The following is a 17,855-nucleotide window of genomic DNA, read 5'->3' on the forward strand; positions in this document are numbered from 1 at the left end:
GAGACAGAAAGGAATTTTTGTGTTATATAAGGGTATAAGTCGATTTATAATTTAGCAGGCTCTACCCATTTAAATTCGAACGAATTTTCAGGGACTTTCATACGCTCTGCAATACGCGTCATTCTGCTTGGAAGTTTAATAAGGTAATCTCTTGCCTTTTCTGCTTCGTCTGTTAAGCCGGTAACTTTTTCAATTTCCCAACGCTTAAGTAACTTCTCAAGAATATCTATGTAATCCATAGATGTATACACGCCAATACGCTGTGCGGTATTCGAAAATTCTTCGAAAGCCGAGCTTATTTGTCCGCCAGATTCTCTTAAAAAGTGCGCTGGCATCGTAATTTTTTGTTTCATCATGTAATGAAACGCCATCATCATTTGGCTAGGGTCTACTGCAAAAATACGTTCTACAAATTCGCTATAGGCGTTATGGTGTCTCATTTCGTCTCCCGAAATAATTCTACACATTTTGCTTAGTTGTTTGTTTCCGCGTTCTTTAGCTAGTTTAGCTACACGGTTATGAGAAATGTATGTGGCAAGTTCTTGGAAACTCGTGTAAACGAAGTTTTTATACGGGTCGCGGTCTGTACCAATATCAAAACCATCAGCAATTAAATGCTGTGTTGTTTTTTCAATCTCACGCATATTTACACGTCCAGAAAGATAAAGGTATTTGTTAAGCACATCGCCGTGGCGGTTTTCTTCTCCTGTCCAATGGCGTACCCATTTAGACCAACCGTTACGTTCTATTTGTCCAACACCTTCTACATCCATTAACCAGGATTCGTAGGTTGGTAACGCTTCTTCGGTAATCATATCTCCAACTAAAACTACCCAGAAATCGTAAGGTAAGTCTTTAGCCAATTCTCTTATTTCTTTAACCTCTTCAAAAAACTTTGGACTTTCAGAATCTGGTAAGAAATCTGTTGGTTGCCAAATGGTTTCTATCGGAATTAAATATTTTTCTATTAAAGCGTCTACGTCTTTTTCTAAAAACTGCATCACTTCTAACCTTACATTTTTTAATGACATAATGTTAAGTTTTAATGGTTTATACTTTGTGTTACAGTGTGTTCAATTTCGTCAATTAAAGTGTCTGTAGTACCCGTAAAGGTAGATAAATTTATGGGTTTATGAACAGTTAATGAAATATGTGCACCTAATCCCATAGGAAACTTGCCGTATTTTAACGTTTTCCATGAGTTATTTATGGTTAAAGGTACAATTGTTGCGGTAGGTATATTTTTTATTAAAGTTTGCAACCCACGGCGTTGAAACGGCTTAGGATGGCCGTCTTTGCTGCGTGTGCCTTCTGGAAAAATAACTGCAGCATATTTTTTTCGTTTATAAATTCCGAAAACTCATTAATAGCACGAATCGATTGTCTCGGATTTTTTCTGTCTATTAAAGCTGCACCACCATGACGTAAATTATAAGATACACTTGGTATGCCTTTTCCGAGTTCTATTTTACTAATAAATTTAGGGTGATACTGTCTCATATACCAAAGTATAGGCGAAATATCGTACATGCTCTGGTGGTTAGAAACTATTATTAAAGGTGTATCTTTTGGAATGTCGTTCTCAAAATTATTCGTGTAAGTAAAGCGCGTGCCGAGTATATTTAAGCAACGCAACAATACAAATTGTAAGGCATTTACACTATGTTGTAATGCGTTATAGCCAAAAACTCTATGGCTAATCCACAATATGGGATGAAAAATACATATCGATAATAAAAACGCAAGAGCATATAATGCAGTAAGTGGATACGCTAGAATTTTCATTAATTAGGACTTACAGGTTTAGTTTAGCGGCAAATTTAAGATATAAAAAAACCACGCCAAAAGCGTGGTTTATATTTTTTACAAAATTCGACTTAACATACTTGGTTAAAAGCATCTTTAAGATTGTCTGCAATCATTTCTGCAGGACGACCTTCAATATGGTGACGCTCTAACATGTGTACCAATTCGCCATCTTTAAATAACGCAATACAAGGAGAACTTGGAGGAAAAGGAATCATATAACCTCTTGCTGCGTCTACAGCCTCTTTATCTACACCTGCAAAAACAGTTACTAAATGGTCTGGTTTTTTATCGTTTTGTATACTCATGCTTGCACCTGGACGAGCATTAGCGGCAGCACAACCACAAACAGAATTTACAACTACTAAAGTTGTTCCTTCTTTTGCAATAGCTGCATCTACAGCCTCGGCAGTGTGTAATTCTTCAAAACCAACTTTGGTTAAATCTTCGCGCATTGGTTTTACTAATTCTGCTGGATACATATTTTTTAATTTTTTGTTTAGTATTTAAAGCACAAATATACATAATTAAAAGTGAATCGTTATTTACTTTAACGTTACTTAAAGACGGCTTAATTTATACTTTTTGGGCGTTCCCTTGTTTTTAAACAAGGTCGGGCTATTCGCTATATCTTTTTGTTTTTTTCTCGAAAAACAAAAAGGATGCCGCTGCTATCCCTAACGCAAGCCTAGACAGAAAATTTATGTTTTATAAGATGGTTTTAACGTATTTATCTAATATAGTCTCCTAAAGGTTTCAAACCATGGTGATTTTAGAATTAAGAATAGTGGTACAATTGCAGTTCGTTAACATTCAAACTAAATTTACACAAGTATAAAACTACATGTAGTATATTAGCAGTCTTAAAAAAATAATTTATGAGTGTTTCAAAATGGTTAGGTGCCACATTAGGTTGGTCTTTTGGAGGTCCAATTGGCGCTATTCTAGGATTTGCATTAGGTAGTGTTGTCGATGGTTTGTCTAATGGAGGTATTAAGGTAAATACCCAAGGCCCATTTTCATCGCCTTCTCAATCCAGAACGAGATCGGGGGATTTTGAAGTGAGTTTATTAGTACTAGCCGCAATAGTTATAAAAGCCGATGGTAGAAGCGATCAGCGCGAATTAGATTACGTGCGTGCACAGTTTGTAGGTATGTATGGTAAAGATCGTGCAAACCAAGCCTTTAAATTATTCAAAAATATAAGTCAGCAGGAAAACATTCCTGTTCGCGATGTGTGTTTGCAAATCAAACAAATGATGGATCATCCTTCGCGTTTACAATTGCTTCATTTTTTATTCGGAATTGCTAAAGCCGATGGTAATGTAAGTAAATCTGAAGTCGATATTATTTATACCATTTCTAACTATTTAGGAATTCGTGCTATAGATTTTGAAAGCATTAAGGCTATGTTTTATAGCAGTAGTGATAATGCTTATAAAATTCTTGAAATCGATAAATCGGCAACCAACGACGAGATTAAGAAAGCGTATCGTAATATGGCCAAAAAATATCACCCAGATAAAGTGATTCATTTAGGTCCAGAACATCAAAAAGGAGCTGAGGAAAAATTCCGTCAGGTTAAAGATGCTTACGATCAGCTTCAAAAAGAACGTGGTTTTAATTAAATTTATAACGCATTCCTAAAAATAATCGAATGCCTTGATTTGGCGCGTACACATAAGACGGGTCGAATGTTAAGGCATATGGATTATCGGCTGTAGGAATAACATCGCCATTATTATTGAATTGAACATTTTTATCGAAAGGGTCTTCGGTTCTAGCAATGATAAACGGATTTCCTTTATTAGGTGTCCAATTTAATAGATTCTTTACGCCACCGTAAATTTCAAAATCAGAAAAAGCATAAGTAGCTTGTATGTTTTGAATACTATATACCGGCGAATATTCTTCTCTTGGATCTAAATCTCCAAGAAGAGGTAATCGCATGGGGCCATACAGATTTCCTGTATAGTCTAAAGTAATATGTGGTTTATAAAAGGAATAACTCACGCCCCAAGTTCCCGAATAACTTTCGGTTAAAATTTGTTTGGTTGTAATTCCATCTTCAGTTTGCGACACATCTTGAAAAGTAGCTCCAATTAATACTTTTAATCCGTTTGTAAATGTAATGTCAGCATTGGCGCTAACTCCAGTAGTTACAGCGTGTCCGTTTAAATTATCGTAAATAATCTCATTCGGATTACTATCATAATCTGGCAATATAACATTGGTGAAATATGTATACCAAGCTGAAGCATCTAACGTAAAAATATTATGGTTTTTTGTGTAAAACGTCTCCAGGTAATTAAAATTGATGTTATAGGATTGTTCAGGTTTTAGTTCTTCAGCAATAATAACATCTCTAGCACCTGTTAGTGCAGCGTGCTCTTCTGTAAATAAATTCACAACTCTAAAGCCTGTACCTGCATTAAATCGTATTATGGTTTCATTATCCGATTTGTATTTGTAAGCCAATCGTGGTGTGAATATAGAGCCATGTCGCTCATCATAATCATAACGCGCTCCTAGAAGTAAATTATGTTTTGTGTTAAACGAAATGTTGTCTTGTATAAAAAGTGAGGGTATAACAACTTCATCGGCATTTACAGTGGCGGGCGTATTGTCGTTATAATAGTTGTATCTAGCTGCTGTTCCTGCTAAAACATCGTGTTTATTTAATGTTTTATACCATGTTAATTGTGTAAAACCAATACGCTGCTGGGCTAAATAGGGGACATCTCCATACACCGAATTCTGATCGTGTTCGGTGTAAGAAAATTGTAAAAACATATTTTCATTAACAGGTAATTGGTAGTTTCCTAAAAGCTCGTAACGTGTGGTATAAATGCTTTCGCCATAAATTTTGTCACCGCCGCGGTAGCTTTTATCCCAATTCATTTCGCCTCCCCAGCGGTCTTCGTAAAAGAAACGTCCCGCAACATCGAATACCCGATTGTTTTTTCGTTTAACCTTCCATTTTTGAAATATAGAAACCCGGTCTTGTAAGGTAAGATCTGTAAAATTATCGTTGTTGTTATCTATGGGGTTGCTGTAGTTAAAATAATTTATACCTAGTAGTAGCGCGATTTTATCAGAAATATTGGCTTTAAAACTTAGATCTGCATTTACTTCCCCCCAAGACGACACAAATGCATCGGCAAACACACTCGAAGCTTTATCTGGACTTTTGGTAATTATATTTATTAACCCACCAACAGCTTCGCTACCATATAACGAAGAGGCGGGACCCTTAACTATTTCTATTTGATTTATTAATGAATTTGGAATCCCTGATAGTCCATACACAGTAGATAGTCCGCTAACTATAGGCATACCGTCAATTAATACTAAAGTGTAAGGTCCTTCTAATCCGTTTATATGAATATCTCCAGTATTACAGACATTACAGTTAATTTGAGGGCGAACACCATTTACATTTTGCATGGCTTCAAAGATACTAGGCGTTGGGTTTTTCTTTAAAAATGCAGTAGAATACACTTCAACCGGAACTGGACTATCACTTCTTCTAACGGGTTTTAAAGTTCCAGAAATTACAATTTCATCTAAAGATTCACTTTCATCTAAATTAAAATTAACAATGGTTTCTTGTTTCGAAATCGTAATGCGTTGCTTTTTTGATTTAAATCCTGTAAAAGAAGCTAGAATATAATACGAACCATAATCTATGTGTTCAATTTTAAAATATCCATTTTCATCTGTAGTAGATCCTTTGCTAGTATTTTGTATATAAACATTTGCGAAAGCCAAGGGGTCACCTTCGGTCGTGATTCTACCAGATAATACGCCTTTGTTTTGGGCGTAAATGCTAGTGGTAGTTAATGTTAGAAGAAGTAAAAGAAGTTTCATACGTATAATTTTTAAGCAAATATAAATAAATATTTAGACTAGACTAAAAAATTATTTGTATTCAAGTAAATAGTGTATCTTTGTGTAAAAGACATGATTAGTGGTTACATTATCTGAAGAAAATTATTTAAAAGCGATTTACCATTTAGGCAAACATGGTACGGTTGCAGTCAGTACAAATGCTATTGCAGAGAAAATAGAATCTAAAGCATCATCGGTTACTGATATGGTGAAAAAGTTAGCGGATAAGAATTTGGCGAACTACGTTAAATATCAAGGCGTGACTTTAACTGAAAAGGGACGTCTAGCTGCTGTTTTGGTGATTAGAAAGCATAGACTTTGGGAAGTGTTTTTAGTAGAGAAGTTAAATTTTACATGGGATGAAGTTCATGATGTTGCCGAGCAATTAGAGCATATAAAATCGTTAAAATTAGTAAACGAATTAGATGCTTTTTTAGGATATCCTACACATGATCCACATGGAGACCCAATTCCAGATAAAGACGGGAATTATTCGCTTATAAAGAGTGTGAATATTTTAGAAGTTAAAAAAGGGAAAACTGGTGTTTTGGCTTTGGTAAAAGATTCGTCTGATGCTTTTTTAAAATATCTAAATAAGAATGAGTTAGCTTTGGGAGATCGCATTACGATTTTAGATTTCGAACCTTTCGATAAATCGTTAACCATAGAAACGTCTAACAAGAAAATGATTATAACTAAAGAGGTTGCTAAAAATTTATATTTAAGCTTATAACTATGGAAAACTACAGCCCTTTAACTGCGCTCCTCATATTTTTTATTATAGTTGCCTTAATGTTTGTTTTATTTAGACCAATAAAAGGATGGTTCTGGATTATTAGAAAATCGTTACAAAACAGTGAAAAGGAAATTATTGAGGATATTTTAAAACAACTGTATCATTTTGAAGATTCAAAGAATAAGGTTTACATGAAAACCTTAGTTCAGGTTTTGGATTATAAAAACGATGACATTGTTGAAGCTGTTAAGAAAATGACGATTAACGATTTAATTTATTCTGAATTCGATGCATTAAAATTAACCGAAGAAGGACGAGATTATGCACTGCGTATTGTTAGAGTGCATCGTCTTTGGGAACGCTATTTAGCCGATAAAACAGGAGTTCATAAAAAGGAGTGGCACGACAGAGCAGAGTCTATGGAACACCGTTTAAGTCATGATGAGGCCGATGAATTAGCAGCACATTTAGGTCACCCACAATTCGATCCTCACGGCGATCCTATTCCAACACGAACAGGTCGATTGGCAGATGTACAAGGCGTAGAATTACCCTTATTACCAGTAGGTACGGTTGGAAGAATTACACACATTGAAGATGAACCCGAAGTTATTTACAAGCAAATTTTAGCTGAAAATATTTATATGGGTTCAGTACTTAAAGTAACAGAAAATAATGCCACAAGAATTGTATTTCAATCGGAAGGGGAAGAATTTAGGTTAGCACCCATAGTTGCTGCAAATTTAAATGTAGCACCTATAGAACAAGAAGTTGATTTAGAAGAAAATATTGCTCGTTTGTCTAGTTTAAAAGAAAACGAAACGGCTAAAATTATTGGAATTTCAAGAGAAAATAGAGGGGATAGCAGAAGGCGTTTGTTAGACTTAGGATTTGTAAAAGGGTCAAATGTGAGTATCGACCTTATGAATCCGTTAGGTAACCCGAATGCATACTTAATAAAAGGAACCTCTATTGCTTTACGAAAAGACCAAGCTTCGAAAATCTTAATTAAAAAAGATTAAACTATGGAAACAAAAGTAAAAAGCGCTTGCGAAACTTGTGCGCACTTTAATAAAGATGGTTTAAAAAAACTAGGTATTCATACCGATGATTTCGATTTTATTGTCGCTCTAGCTGGTAATCCTAATACAGGAAAAAGTACGGTGTTTAATGCTTTAACTGGTTTAAAGCAACATACTGGAAACTGGCCAGGAAAAACGGTTACACGTGCGGAGGGCGGATTTGAATATAATACTGAAAAATATAAATTGGTAGATTTGCCAGGAACATATTCTTTAATGTCTACATCTGAAGATGAAGAAGCTGCAAGAGATTTTATTCTTTTCGGAAAACCAGATGTTACCGTTATAGTTGCCGATGCAAATCGTTTAGAACGCAATTTAAATTTAGTACTTCAAATTCTAGAAATTACAGATAAAGCTGTCCTGTGCTTAAATTTAATGGACGAGGCCAAGCGTAATAAAGTAGATATTGATGTAAGAACTTTATCTCGAGATTTAGGAATTCCGGTGGTGCCTACTAGTGCACGATTTAATCAAGGTATTCCTGAGCTAATTCAAACCATAAGTGAGATTGCTAGCGGGAAAATTGTATGTAAACCACATCGTATTAAAAATGTGCCAAAAAATATTGAGAAAGCCGTGAAAACGCTTACGGATCAAATAGAAAAAGAATTTCCAAACATTCCGAATAGCCGTTGGATTGCTTTTAGATTGTTAGAAGGCGATAAGCAAATTATTAATGCCTTAAGAACAGGAGAATTTCTTTAATTTTTCGAATACTATGAAAGAGAATAATATAGACAATATCATCGAATTATCTAATGAGCTTCGTTGGCAGATTGGCGACGAGTTTCACGATAATCTTACCGAAAGTATTTATGCAGATGCGGCCGATATTGTAAAAGATTCAGTAAAAACTCAGGAAGGCGAAAAGCGATTTCGTTTAGATTCTAAGATTGATAAGATTGTAACAAGTAAAAGGTGGGGATTTCCTATTATGTTTTTAATTCTAGGAACTATTTTATGGCTCACTATTGTTGGTGCAAATTACCCGTCGTCTTTATTGGCGAGTTTGCTTTTAGATACGGTACATCCCATTTTAACTAGTGGTGCAGAAAGTGTTAATATGCCTTGGTGGCTTGCCGGTTTCTTAATTGATGGTGTGTATTTGGCAGTGGCTTGGGTTATCGCGGTAATGTTACCGCCCATGGCAATCTTTTTCCCCATGTTTACACTCTTAGAAGATTTTGGATATTTACCTCGTGTGGCTTTTAATCTAGATTCTTTATTTAATAAATCTGGAGCACACGGAAAACAAGCTTTAACCATGAGTATGGGATTTGGTTGTAATGCTGCAGGTGTAGTGGCAACCCGAATTATAGATAGTCCTAGAGAGCGCTTGATTGCAATTATTACAAATAATTTCTCGCTGTGTAATGGGCGTTGGCCAACGCAAATTTTAATTGCAACCATTTTTATCGGTGCAGTTGTACCAAAATCCTTATCTAGTTTTGCGTCTTTATTGGCAGTAATCGGAATTGCTGTTTTAGGAATGGGATTTATGTTTGGTGTGTCCTGGGCCTTGTCCAAAACAGTATTAAAAGGTGAAGTATCTACATTTAATTTAGAGTTACCTCCATATAGACCACCACGTTTTTGGAAAACCATTTATACCTCTTTAATAGACAGAACTGCAATTGTATTATGGAGAGCCATAGTTTTTGCAGCTCCTGCCGGTGCGGTTATTTGGTTGATATCTAATTTACATATTGGAGACGAAACCATCGCAGCATGGTTGGTTAACGGTATGGATGGTTTCGGATTCTTACTTGGTTTAAATGGTGTTATTTTATTGGCCTATATCGTTGCTATTCCTGCCAACGAAATTGTGATTCCAACGATTTTGATGCTGACCGTTATGGTCACTGGAATAGGTGGTGGTGAAGGTGCTGGAGTGATGTTCGAGTTAGATTCTATAAACGCTACAGGTGATATTTTAAGAGCTGGAGGTTGGACTTTATTAACAGCAATAAATTTGATGCTTTTTAGTTTGTTGCATAATCCGTGTAGTACCACAATCTATACTATATATAAGGAAACAAATAGTGCCAAATGGACTGCTGTAGCATCTATTATGCCTGTAATTTTAGGTTTTATAGTTTGTTTTTTAGTGGCTCAGGTATGGAGACTGGTATTTTGATTAATATAAATGAAGAATTTGTACTAGTGTAAATACTATTAAAAGTATTCTAGATATAAGGAGTCCCAATATTTATAAATGTTGATACGCTTTTAGGCGATAAAATTTGAGATAAAAAAAGCACCACGAATTTACGTGGTGCTTTTTCTTTTATGTGTCCCGTCCTGAAATAGCGATACACTAAAAACTTAGTGTAATCAACATGAAAGGAGGTTCTAGTAAAACCTAAGATCTAGTTTGCTATGATGAATGTTTTGAAATTATAAATTTCTACGAACAGCCACACCCAGTACCATCTGTACCACATGCTTTTTTCTTAGAGTTGCCTTTTTTCCAAAAGAATTTCTTGATTAGAAAGGCAACTGCAATTCCTAAAGATGTAAAAACTAATATATTTTGAATGATTGTATTCATAAGTATATGGTCGTTTTAATTACGGTGTACTTTCATTTATATTAAAACTTGATAGGCTATAAATGCAGAAACATATGCTAATATCGTCATGAATGCCAATTGAAGTGTTGGCCACTTCCAACTGTTAGTTTCACGTTTTACAATGGCTAAGGTACTCATACATTGCATGGCGAAAGCATAAAATAATAACAGCGAAATTCCTGATGCAAAGTTAAAAAGCGGTCCGCCTAAAATAGGATTCACTTCTCCTGCCATTCTGTTTTTAATGGTTTCTTCCTGGTCATTACCAACACTGTAAATAGTAGCTAAAGTTCCTACAAATACCTCACGTGCGGCAAACGAACTTACAATAGCAATCCCGATTTTCCAATCGTAACCAAGTGGTCTAATAGCAGGTTCGATAGCATGACCGGCAATCCCGATATAAGAATGTTCTAATTTGTACGAATCTATTTTATGATCTAAATCCTCTTGAGATAAGTTTTCTGAAGCATGTTTTTCAGTTATAATATTCTCGGCATCATTAAAACGCTCACCTGGACCATAAGATGCTAAAAACCATAAGATAATTGAAATGGCAAGTATTATTTTACCAGCGCCGAATACAAACGATTTTGTTTTTTCAAGAACGGTTAAAGCTACATTTTTAAATAAAGGCATTTTGTAATTCGGCATTTCGACTACAAAAAACGTTTTACTTTTAAGTTTCATTACGCGGTCTAAAATGTAAGCGGCACTAATGGCCGTTGCAAACCCTAGTAAATACAATAACATTAATGTTAGTGCCTGATAACCTAGTCCTAAGAAAGTACCTTCAGGAATCACTAACGAAATAATAATAAGGTATACAGGTAGCCTTGCTGCGCAGGTAGTAAATGGCGTAACCAATATGGTAATTAATCGCTCTTTCCAACTTTCAATATTTCTAGTGGCCATAATGGCTGGAATCGCACAGGCAGTTCCAGAAATTAAAGGCACAACACTTTTTCCGCTTAATCCAAACCGGCGCATAATTCGATCCATTAAAAAGACCACACGACTCATGTATCCGCTTTCTTCAAGTATGGCAATAAACAAGAATAAGAAGGCAATTTGTGGTATAAAAATAACCACACCTCCTAAACCTGGAATAATTCCCTCGGCCAATAAGTTTGTGAATACTCCGTCTGGAAGTTCGTTTTTAACCCATTCACTTAAAGATGCAAACGATGAATCAATAAAATCCATTGGTATGCTCGACCAATCGTAAATGGCTTGGAAAATTAATAATAGTATAAAAAAGAAAATGACATAACCCCAAACTTTATGCGTTAGAATACAATCTAATTTTGCTCGTAAATCTGTAGCTTGAGATGGATTTATGGTTTGTCCTTTTTTAAGGGTGCTATTTATAAACTGATAGCGTTTTATGGTTTCCTTTTGTTGCAGACGTTTTAAATCTGTTTTACTTTTTGTTTTAAAATCGGCTACAGCATCAAATTCATTTCTATCTGTTTTTCCAAAATTAACATCCTGAGTAATTACCAACCAAAGTTTGTATAATAACTGATTTGGGAACACCTGTTGTAAACGATCAAAATAAGCTTTGTCAATTTCTGATGCATTAAGACAAGGCGTAGTCGATTGTTCTCTATAATTAAGAATGAGTTCTTTTAATTGATCAATTCCTTGATTTTTACGTGTACTAACAATTGCGATTTTAGTCTTTAATTGTTCTTCTAAAAAAGGAATGTCTAAAGAAATACCACGGCGCGTCATACGATCGGCCATGTTAATCACTAAAATAGTAGGGATTTCTAAATCTTTAATTTGTGTAAAAAGTAGAAGATTACGTTTTAAGTTTTCAACATCACTAACTACTATAGCGATATCAGGAAAGTCTTTGTCTTTTTTGTTTAATAGTAATTCAATTACTACATTTTCATCTAAAGACGATGCGTTTAGACTATACGTTCCAGGTAAATCGATAATATGGGCTTTTACCCCACGAGGTAATTTGCAAATCCCTTCTTTTTTTTCGACTGTAATTCCGGGGTAATTCCCCACTTTTTGATGCAGACCGGTAAGGGCATTAAATACCGATGTTTTTCCTGTATTCGGATTTCCTATTAAAGCAACATTAATTTGTTTACTCATGCGATAATTTTTCAATTAAAATAAGACTTGCAGTGTCCTTTCTTATGGCTAAATGTGTGCCATTAATGTTGAGGTAAATTGGATCTTTAAATGGAGCAAGTTGAACCAGTTCCACTTGATTGCCAGGAAGGCAACCCATTTCCATTAACTTTAAAGGAATTTGATCGGATGAAACATCTGTAATAACAGCTGTTTCTCCACGTTTTAGATGTGCTAAAGTTGTCTGCAAACTTATTTAGATTGATTTTAAAGAAGCAAAAGTAAGGTAAAAAGTGATGCTAAAAAAATTGTGGCACTAAAACTACTTTTTATATTCTCTTTTTAGAGATTCGATGTCTTTTAGTAACTGTGTAATGGCTTCTGGATCTGTACCATCGTAAAACCCTCGAATTTGTTTTTTCTTATCGATTAGCATAAAGTTTTCAGTATGAATCATATCATATTCATCGCCATTTCCTACTGTTTTTACGGCCAAATAACTTTTTCTTGCCAGTTCGTAAATTTGTTTTTTATCGCCTGTAACTAAATTCCATTTTGCATCATTAACGCCTTTTTTTAAGGCATATCTTTTTAATTGAGCAACCGTGTCTATTTGTGGTGTAACGGTATGAGAAAGTAGCATTACTACGTCATCATTTAAAATTTGGTTTTGAATCTGCGCCATGTGATCGGTCATAATCGGACAAATGGTTTGGCAGGTTGTAAAAAAGAAATCGGCTACGTAAATTTTATCTTTGTAATTGTCTTGAGTAATGGTTTTACCATTCTGATTCGTCAGGCTAAAATCTGCTATTTTATGATATTTTCTAACATCGTAAAGTGTACTATCTACTAATTCTTGTTCTACTTGGGCGGGTTGGTAAATAGGAAGCGGTTTTTCAACATCTAAAATATTGTAAATAATAGATACTATAACTATTGAAATAAAAGCAAAAACAATGGCGAAGTATTTGTAATCTTTAAAAAATGATAACATGTTCTAGATTTAAACGTGATGAACGCAAAAATACAAGTTAAATTAAGTTTAAGAACCCCCTTTTTATTATAAATACATGTTAAAAATAGAGTGTTACATAGTTTATGTTTTTTTACGACTTTAAAAAACGTACTTTTGCGCGTTAAAATATAACTGTACAAAACTTCATGGAGTTTATAATTAAGATTTCACAATTTCTATTAAGCCTTTCCTTACTCATCGTATTACACGAGCTTGGTCACTTTATTCCGGCGAAATTATTTAAAACACGAGTAGAAAAATTCTATTTATTTTTCGATGTAAAATTTTCTCTTTTCAAAAAGAAAATTGGCGATACCGTGTATGGTATTGGTTGGTTACCTTTAGGTGGTTACGTGAAAATATCGGGAATGATAGATGAAAGTATGGACAAGGAGCAAATGGCCTTACCACCACAACCTTGGGAGTTTAGATCGAAGCCGGCTTGGCAACGATTAATTATTATGCTTGGTGGTGTAACCGTAAATTTTGTACTAGCTGCAATTATTTATATGGTTATGGCTTTTGTGTATGGTGAAACAGATATTGCTACAGAAAGTATTAAGGACGGATATTTAGTAACAAACCCAATTCTTGAGAATATGGGTGCACAGACAGGAGATAATGTAATAGCTATAAATGGTGAGCCTGTAACAGGGTATAATGCTATGCGCCCTAAATTAATAGAAGCGAAAACGATTACTATTGATCGTAATGGTGAAGAAAAGACACTTACTACGCCAGTAGATTTTTTAGGACAGTTAAGTACTGGAGAAGATAGAACTTTATTTCAATTGCGTACACCTTTTGTTGTAGCTCAAGTTATAGACTCTTCTGCAAACAAAAATGTTGATTTAAAACAAGGAGATATTATTACAGCTGTGAATAATACTAAGCTGAAGTATTTTGATGAATTTGGGCCTTTTTTAGAAACGCTTAAAGGGCAAACAGTACAAGTTGATATATTAAGAGATTTTGAACCTATAACAAGAGAACTTAAGGTTGATGAAGATGGGAAGTTTGGTATTTATCCGTTTTCAGGAGCAAATGCTAAAACATACGAAAAGCTAGGGTATTACAATGTGATAACTAAAACGTACGGATTTGGGGAGAGTATTGGAGTAGGTGCAACACGTTTTAAAGAACAAATTGTAGGCTATTGGGCCCAGTTAGGAATGATTTTTAATCCAGACACAGGTGCGTATAAAGGAGTAGGTGGTTTTAAAGCTATTTTCGATGTATTTCCTAGTACATGGAGTTGGGAAGCATTCTGGGGAATTACGGCATTTTTATCGATTATGTTAGGTGTGCTTAACTTATTACCAATTCCGGCATTAGATGGTGGTCATGTTATGTTTTTACTATACGAGATGATCTCTGGACGTAAACCAAGCGATAAATTTTTGGAGTATGCACAAATGGTTGGATTCTTCATTCTTATAGCATTAGTCCTGTTTGCGAACGGAAATGATGTCTTTAAAGCACTGTTCAAATAATTTTTTTTAAATTTTTTTAAAAAAGTTTTGTGCAACTGAAATAAAGTTCTATATTTGCACTCGCTAATGCAAAACACTCCTTCTTAGCTCAGTTGGTTAGAGCATCTGACTGTTAATCAGAGGGTCCTTGGTTCGAGCCCAAGAGAGGGAGCAAAGCTAGCTAAAAGCCTTACAGAAATGTAAGGCTTTTTTTATGCGCTATAGTGTCATGCTAGTGGTGTGGCGTGTCTTGGAGGTTTCTGTAGTTTTAAAGAAATGCCAACTTATACAGTTTATTGAAGAACTAGGTGTCTCTGTGGGTGTCCCGTTTAATCCCAATAGGTGACTTTAAGTTCTGTTAATATACTTGTAGAAGGTTTAAAACTTAGAAGCTGAAATTATTTAGAGTTGTTAACAGGGTGCTTCATGATAATAAATGATTTTAATTCCAGTTGTATTTTGTGGAAGATGCTTCATAATATTATTGTTCTCGACCCCGCTGGAACATCTTCAGAACGCAACATGTTATTTAACGGTCTTCGAGCGAAGTCGAGAAGCTGTTTAGTAATTCTAATTGGAGTAACAATGTCAATGCGATATATACATTCGTAAATAATGAAGCTATATACAATATGTTGGGAGTGAATTTTTAAAACACGTTTTTTTGTTTTGTTTTCAACATTGTGTTTAACCAATAAGAGTTACTAGTATTCTTCATAGTATTAAATAATTCTTAGTTGAAGTGTGTTTATGTGGGTTTTGCTTTATTGTATTATTGTTCTCGACTCCGCTGGAACACCTTGAGAGTTTAAAATGTCATTTAACGGTCTTCGAGCGGAGTCGAGAAGCTATTTGGTAATTTTTACTGGAGTAGCAATGTCAATGTGATATATGCATTCGTAAATAATGAAGCTGTATATAATATGTTTGGAGTGAATTTTTAAAACATGTTTTTTTTGTTTTGTTTTCAAAATAGTGTTTAACCAATAAGAGTTACTAGTATTCTTCATGGTAGTAAATAATTCTTAGTTGAAGTGTGTTTATGTGGGTTTTGCTTTATTGTATTATTGTTCTCGACTCCGCTCGAACATCTTCAGAACGCAACAAGTTATTTAACGGTCTTCGAGCAAAGTCGAGAAGTTATTTTGATAATTCTAACTAAAGCAATAATGTCAATGCGATATATACATTCTTAAATATTGAAGCTGTATATAATTGTTGAGGGTGAATTTTTAAAATACTTTTTTTGTTTTGTTTTCAACATTGTGTTTAACCAATAAGAGTTACTAATGTTCTTCACGGTATTAAATAATTCTTATTTGAAGTGTATTTATGTGAGGTCTGCTTTATAATATTATTGTTCTCGACTCCGCCGGAACATCTTCAGAACGCAACAAGTTATTTAACGGTCTTCGAGCGAAGTCGAGAAGTTATTTTGATAATTCTAACTAAAGAAACAATGTCAATGTAATTTATTCTTTAGTGGTTGGTGAAAGGGGGGGGGTGTTATATGGAGTATTGAAGGTGTTTCAGTTTCTAGTCGTAAAGTGTGTTATGTTTATGCTTTCTGAAGAGTTTAATCTTAAGGTGTTTTTTAATCCGCAAGTACAGAGCTCCAGGTTAGATAGAATACGAAGTTGGTGTTTTGAATCTGATGATTTGTAAATATGGGTTTTATTATAGAGGTGTAATATTGTAGTCTATATAATAGTAAGATATATTATGTTGTGTAATACTGAATTGTTTTATCTGTAACATACGCAGATTTACCATGTATTAAGAATATATAGAGAGGGAGTATTATATGTAATCTCGCATTCTGTTTAAGATTGAGTATTTTAATTAGTTTATAACCATCTAGTAACAATGTATTTACAAATTATTTCAAAAAAAGGTTATAATAAATTAGTTTGATAAGAAAGAAAGGTGGTATATTTGCACCCGCTTAGCGACGCAACTACGGTAGTTTAGTTAGGCAAGACGTTCATTAGCAGAGTTTTATTTATTAGATTTAGATTAGTTTCAAAAAAAGATAAAAAAAGCTTGTTAGTAACAAAAAAGGGTGTAAGTTTGCACCCGCTAAAAACGGCAACGTTTTTAGAAAACAAAGTTCTTTACAAATTGTATTGGAGTTGAAAACGTTTCAAAACGGGTTCAAAAAAAAACTTCAAAAAAACATTGTGAGATTAAAAAAAGGGTTTTATATTTGCACCCGCTTAACGAGGCAACAAGTTAAGAAACACAGAGAAATAAGTTCATTAACATATTGAATTGACAGCGTAGATAATAACTGGAAACGGTTATTATCAACAAAAAAGAATAAACCATTTTGAGTACCAACATTTAATTCCATTAGTTGTTAAAAGTAATAGTCGAAAGACTTAAAAATTTAACGATGAAGAGTTTGATCCTGGCTCAGGATGAACGCTAGCGGCAGGCTTAACACATGCAAGTCGAGGGGTAACAGGGAGCTTGCTCCGCTGACGACCGGCGCACGGGTGCGTAACGCGTATGCAATCTACCTTTTACAGGGGAATAGCCCAGAGAAATTTGGATTAATGCCTCATAGTATATAGTTGTGGCATCACAATTATATTAAAGATTTATCGGTAAAAGATGAGCATGCGTTCTATTAGTTAGTTGGTAAGGTAACGGCTTACCAAGACTACGATAGATAGGGGCCCTGAGAGGGGGATCCCCCACACTGGTACTGAGACACGGACCAGACTCCTACGGGAGGCAGCAGTGAGGAATATTGGACAATGGGCGAGAGCCTGATCCAGCCATGCCGCGTGCAGGAAGACTGCCCTATGGGTTGTAAACTGCTTTTATACAGGAAGAAACACTGCTACGTGTAGCAGCTTGACGGTACTGTAAGAATAAGGATCGGCTAACTCCGTGCCAGCAGCCGCGGTAATACGGAGGATCCAAGCGTTATCCGGAATCATTGGGTTTAAAGGGTCCGTAGGTGGACAATTAAGTCAGAGGTGAAATCTTGCAGCTCAACTGTAAAATTGCCTTTGATACTGGTTGTCTTGAGTTATTATGAAGTAGTTAGAATATGTAGTGTAGCGGTGAAATGCATAGATATTACATAGAATACCAATTGCGAAGGCAGATTACTAATAATCAACTGACACTGATGGACGAAAGCGTGGGTAGCGAACAGGATTAGATACCC

Annotated in this window: 13 protein-coding genes, 1 tRNA gene, 1 rRNA gene and 1 pseudogene (1 of these 16 cut by a window edge); 7 read left to right on the forward strand and 9 right to left on the reverse strand. The window is 34.9% G+C overall.

Annotation, left to right across the window (positions count from 1 at the left end; genetic code table 11):
* Nucleotides 1-44: 44 nt before the first annotated feature.
* The 4 genes from BN863_RS00400 to BN863_RS00410 form a co-directional block, all read right to left on the reverse strand.
* Nucleotides 45-1,031, reverse strand: coding sequence for an acyl-ACP desaturase (locus BN863_RS00400; RefSeq protein ID WP_038526084.1), 987 nt, complete (start codon nucleotides 1,029-1,031; stop codon nucleotides 45-47).
* 11 nt (nucleotides 1,032-1,042) lie between these two features.
* Nucleotides 1,043-1,261: a hypothetical protein gene (locus tag BN863_RS18925; RefSeq protein ID WP_316930369.1), complete on the reverse strand. Its 219-nt coding sequence runs from the start codon at nucleotides 1,259-1,261 to the stop codon at nucleotides 1,043-1,045.
* Nucleotides 1,249-1,785 (reverse strand): lysophospholipid acyltransferase family protein, encoded by a 537-nt coding sequence (locus BN863_RS00405; RefSeq protein WP_316930370.1) that lies wholly within the window; start codon nucleotides 1,783-1,785, stop codon nucleotides 1,249-1,251. The genes BN863_RS18925 and BN863_RS00405 overlap by 13 nt, the downstream gene beginning before the upstream one ends.
* A gap of 92 nt (nucleotides 1,786-1,877) precedes the next feature.
* A complete protein-coding gene (locus tag BN863_RS00410; RefSeq protein WP_038526087.1) occupies nucleotides 1,878-2,288 on the reverse strand; it encodes a BrxA/BrxB family bacilliredoxin in 411 nt (136 codons plus the stop codon).
* 396 nt (nucleotides 2,289-2,684) lie between these two features.
* Between BN863_RS00410 and BN863_RS00415 the strand changes: the two genes are divergently transcribed.
* Nucleotides 2,685-3,434: a TerB family tellurite resistance protein gene (locus BN863_RS00415; protein WP_038526090.1), complete on the forward strand. Its 750-nt coding sequence runs from the start codon at nucleotides 2,685-2,687 to the stop codon at nucleotides 3,432-3,434.
* Here the strand turns inward: BN863_RS00415 and BN863_RS00420 are convergent.
* Complete coding sequence (locus tag BN863_RS00420; RefSeq protein ID WP_038526092.1) at nucleotides 3,427-5,676, reverse strand: TonB-dependent receptor; 2,250 nt, start codon at nucleotides 5,674-5,676, stop codon at nucleotides 3,427-3,429. The genes BN863_RS00415 and BN863_RS00420 overlap by 8 nt on opposite strands.
* A gap of 100 nt (nucleotides 5,677-5,776) precedes the next feature.
* On the opposite strand from BN863_RS00420, the gene BN863_RS00425 reads away from it, so the two are divergent.
* The 3 genes and pseudogenes from BN863_RS00425 to feoB (BN863_RS18655) all read left to right on the forward strand — a co-directional run bounded on the left by BN863_RS00425 (nucleotide 5,777) and on the right by feoB (BN863_RS18655) (nucleotide 9,655).
* On the forward strand, nucleotides 5,777-6,430 hold the full coding sequence (locus BN863_RS00425; RefSeq protein WP_038526094.1) for a metal-dependent transcriptional regulator: 654 nt from the start codon (nucleotides 5,777-5,779) through the stop codon (nucleotides 6,428-6,430).
* A 2-nt stretch (nucleotides 6,431-6,432) separates the two neighbouring features.
* Complete coding sequence (locus BN863_RS00430; protein ID WP_084817435.1) at nucleotides 6,433-7,455, forward strand: metal-dependent transcriptional regulator; 1,023 nt, start codon at nucleotides 6,433-6,435, stop codon at nucleotides 7,453-7,455.
* A gap of 3 nt (nucleotides 7,456-7,458) precedes the next feature.
* Nucleotides 7,459-9,655: pseudogene (gene feoB / locus BN863_RS18655) on the forward strand (ferrous iron transport protein B).
* A gap of 270 nt (nucleotides 9,656-9,925) precedes the next feature.
* On the opposite strand, the gene BN863_RS18355 reads toward feoB (BN863_RS18655), so the two are convergent.
* The 4 genes from BN863_RS18355 to BN863_RS00450 form a co-directional block, all read right to left on the reverse strand.
* On the reverse strand, nucleotides 9,926-10,069 hold the full coding sequence (locus tag BN863_RS18355; protein ID WP_148304549.1) for a FeoB-associated Cys-rich membrane protein: 144 nt from the start codon (nucleotides 10,067-10,069) through the stop codon (nucleotides 9,926-9,928).
* A 36-nt stretch (nucleotides 10,070-10,105) separates the two neighbouring features.
* A complete protein-coding gene (gene feoB / locus BN863_RS00440; protein WP_038526097.1) occupies nucleotides 10,106-12,205 on the reverse strand; it encodes a ferrous iron transport protein B in 2,100 nt (699 codons plus the stop codon).
* On the reverse strand, nucleotides 12,198-12,434 hold the full coding sequence (locus BN863_RS00445; RefSeq protein ID WP_038526100.1) for a FeoA family protein: 237 nt from the start codon (nucleotides 12,432-12,434) through the stop codon (nucleotides 12,198-12,200). Before BN863_RS00445 ends, feoB (BN863_RS00440) begins: the two co-directional genes overlap by 8 nt.
* Nucleotides 12,435-12,506: 72 nt before the next feature.
* Nucleotides 12,507-13,181, reverse strand: coding sequence for an SCO family protein (locus BN863_RS00450; protein WP_038526103.1), 675 nt, complete (start codon nucleotides 13,179-13,181; stop codon nucleotides 12,507-12,509).
* Between the two features lie 167 nt (nucleotides 13,182-13,348).
* On the opposite strand from BN863_RS00450, the gene rseP reads away from it, so the two are divergent.
* The 3 genes from rseP to BN863_RS00465 all read left to right on the forward strand — a co-directional run.
* Nucleotides 13,349-14,695, forward strand: coding sequence for an RIP metalloprotease RseP (gene rseP, locus BN863_RS00455; RefSeq protein ID WP_038526107.1), 1,347 nt, complete (start codon nucleotides 13,349-13,351; stop codon nucleotides 14,693-14,695).
* 77 nt (nucleotides 14,696-14,772) lie between these two features.
* A tRNA-Asn gene (locus BN863_RS00460) sits at nucleotides 14,773-14,846 on the forward strand.
* 2,220 nt (nucleotides 14,847-17,066) lie between these two features.
* Nucleotides 17,067-17,855: ribosomal RNA gene (locus BN863_RS00465) — 16S ribosomal RNA — on the forward strand; it runs 931 nt beyond the window's last position.

The organism is Formosa agariphila KMM 3901, assembly GCF_000723205.1.
Taxonomy (GTDB): Bacteria; Bacteroidota; Bacteroidia; order Flavobacteriales; family Flavobacteriaceae; genus Formosa; species Formosa agariphila.

Excerpts from the sequence above, each read along its gene's own strand:
- BN863_RS00405 (WP_316930370.1), bottom strand. The coding sequence starts at position 1,785 with ATGAAAATTCTAGCGTATCCACTTACTGCATTATATGCTCTTGCGTTT.
- BN863_RS00450 (WP_038526103.1), bottom strand. The coding sequence starts at position 13,181 with ATGTTATCATTTTTTAAAGATTACAAATACTTCGCCATTGTTTTTGCT.
- BN863_RS00410 (WP_038526087.1), bottom strand. The coding sequence starts at position 2,288 with ATGTATCCAGCAGAATTAGTAAAACCAATGCGCGAAGATTTAACCAAA.
- BN863_RS00415 (WP_038526090.1), top strand. The coding sequence starts at position 2,685 with ATGAGTGTTTCAAAATGGTTAGGTGCCACATTAGGTTGGTCTTTTGGA.
- BN863_RS00400 (WP_038526084.1), bottom strand. The coding sequence starts at position 1,031 with ATGTCATTAAAAAATGTAAGGTTAGAAGTGATGCAGTTTTTAGAAAAA.
- BN863_RS00420 (WP_038526092.1), bottom strand. The coding sequence starts at position 5,676 with ATGAAACTTCTTTTACTTCTTCTAACATTAACTACCACTAGCATTTAC.
- BN863_RS18355 (WP_148304549.1), bottom strand. The coding sequence starts at position 10,069 with ATGAATACAATCATTCAAAATATATTAGTTTTTACATCTTTAGGAATT.
- feoB (WP_038526097.1), bottom strand. The coding sequence starts at position 12,205 with ATGAGTAAACAAATTAATGTTGCTTTAATAGGAAATCCGAATACAGGA.
- rseP (WP_038526107.1), top strand. The coding sequence starts at position 13,349 with ATGGAGTTTATAATTAAGATTTCACAATTTCTATTAAGCCTTTCCTTA.
- BN863_RS00430 (WP_084817435.1), top strand. The coding sequence starts at position 6,433 with ATGGAAAACTACAGCCCTTTAACTGCGCTCCTCATATTTTTTATTATA.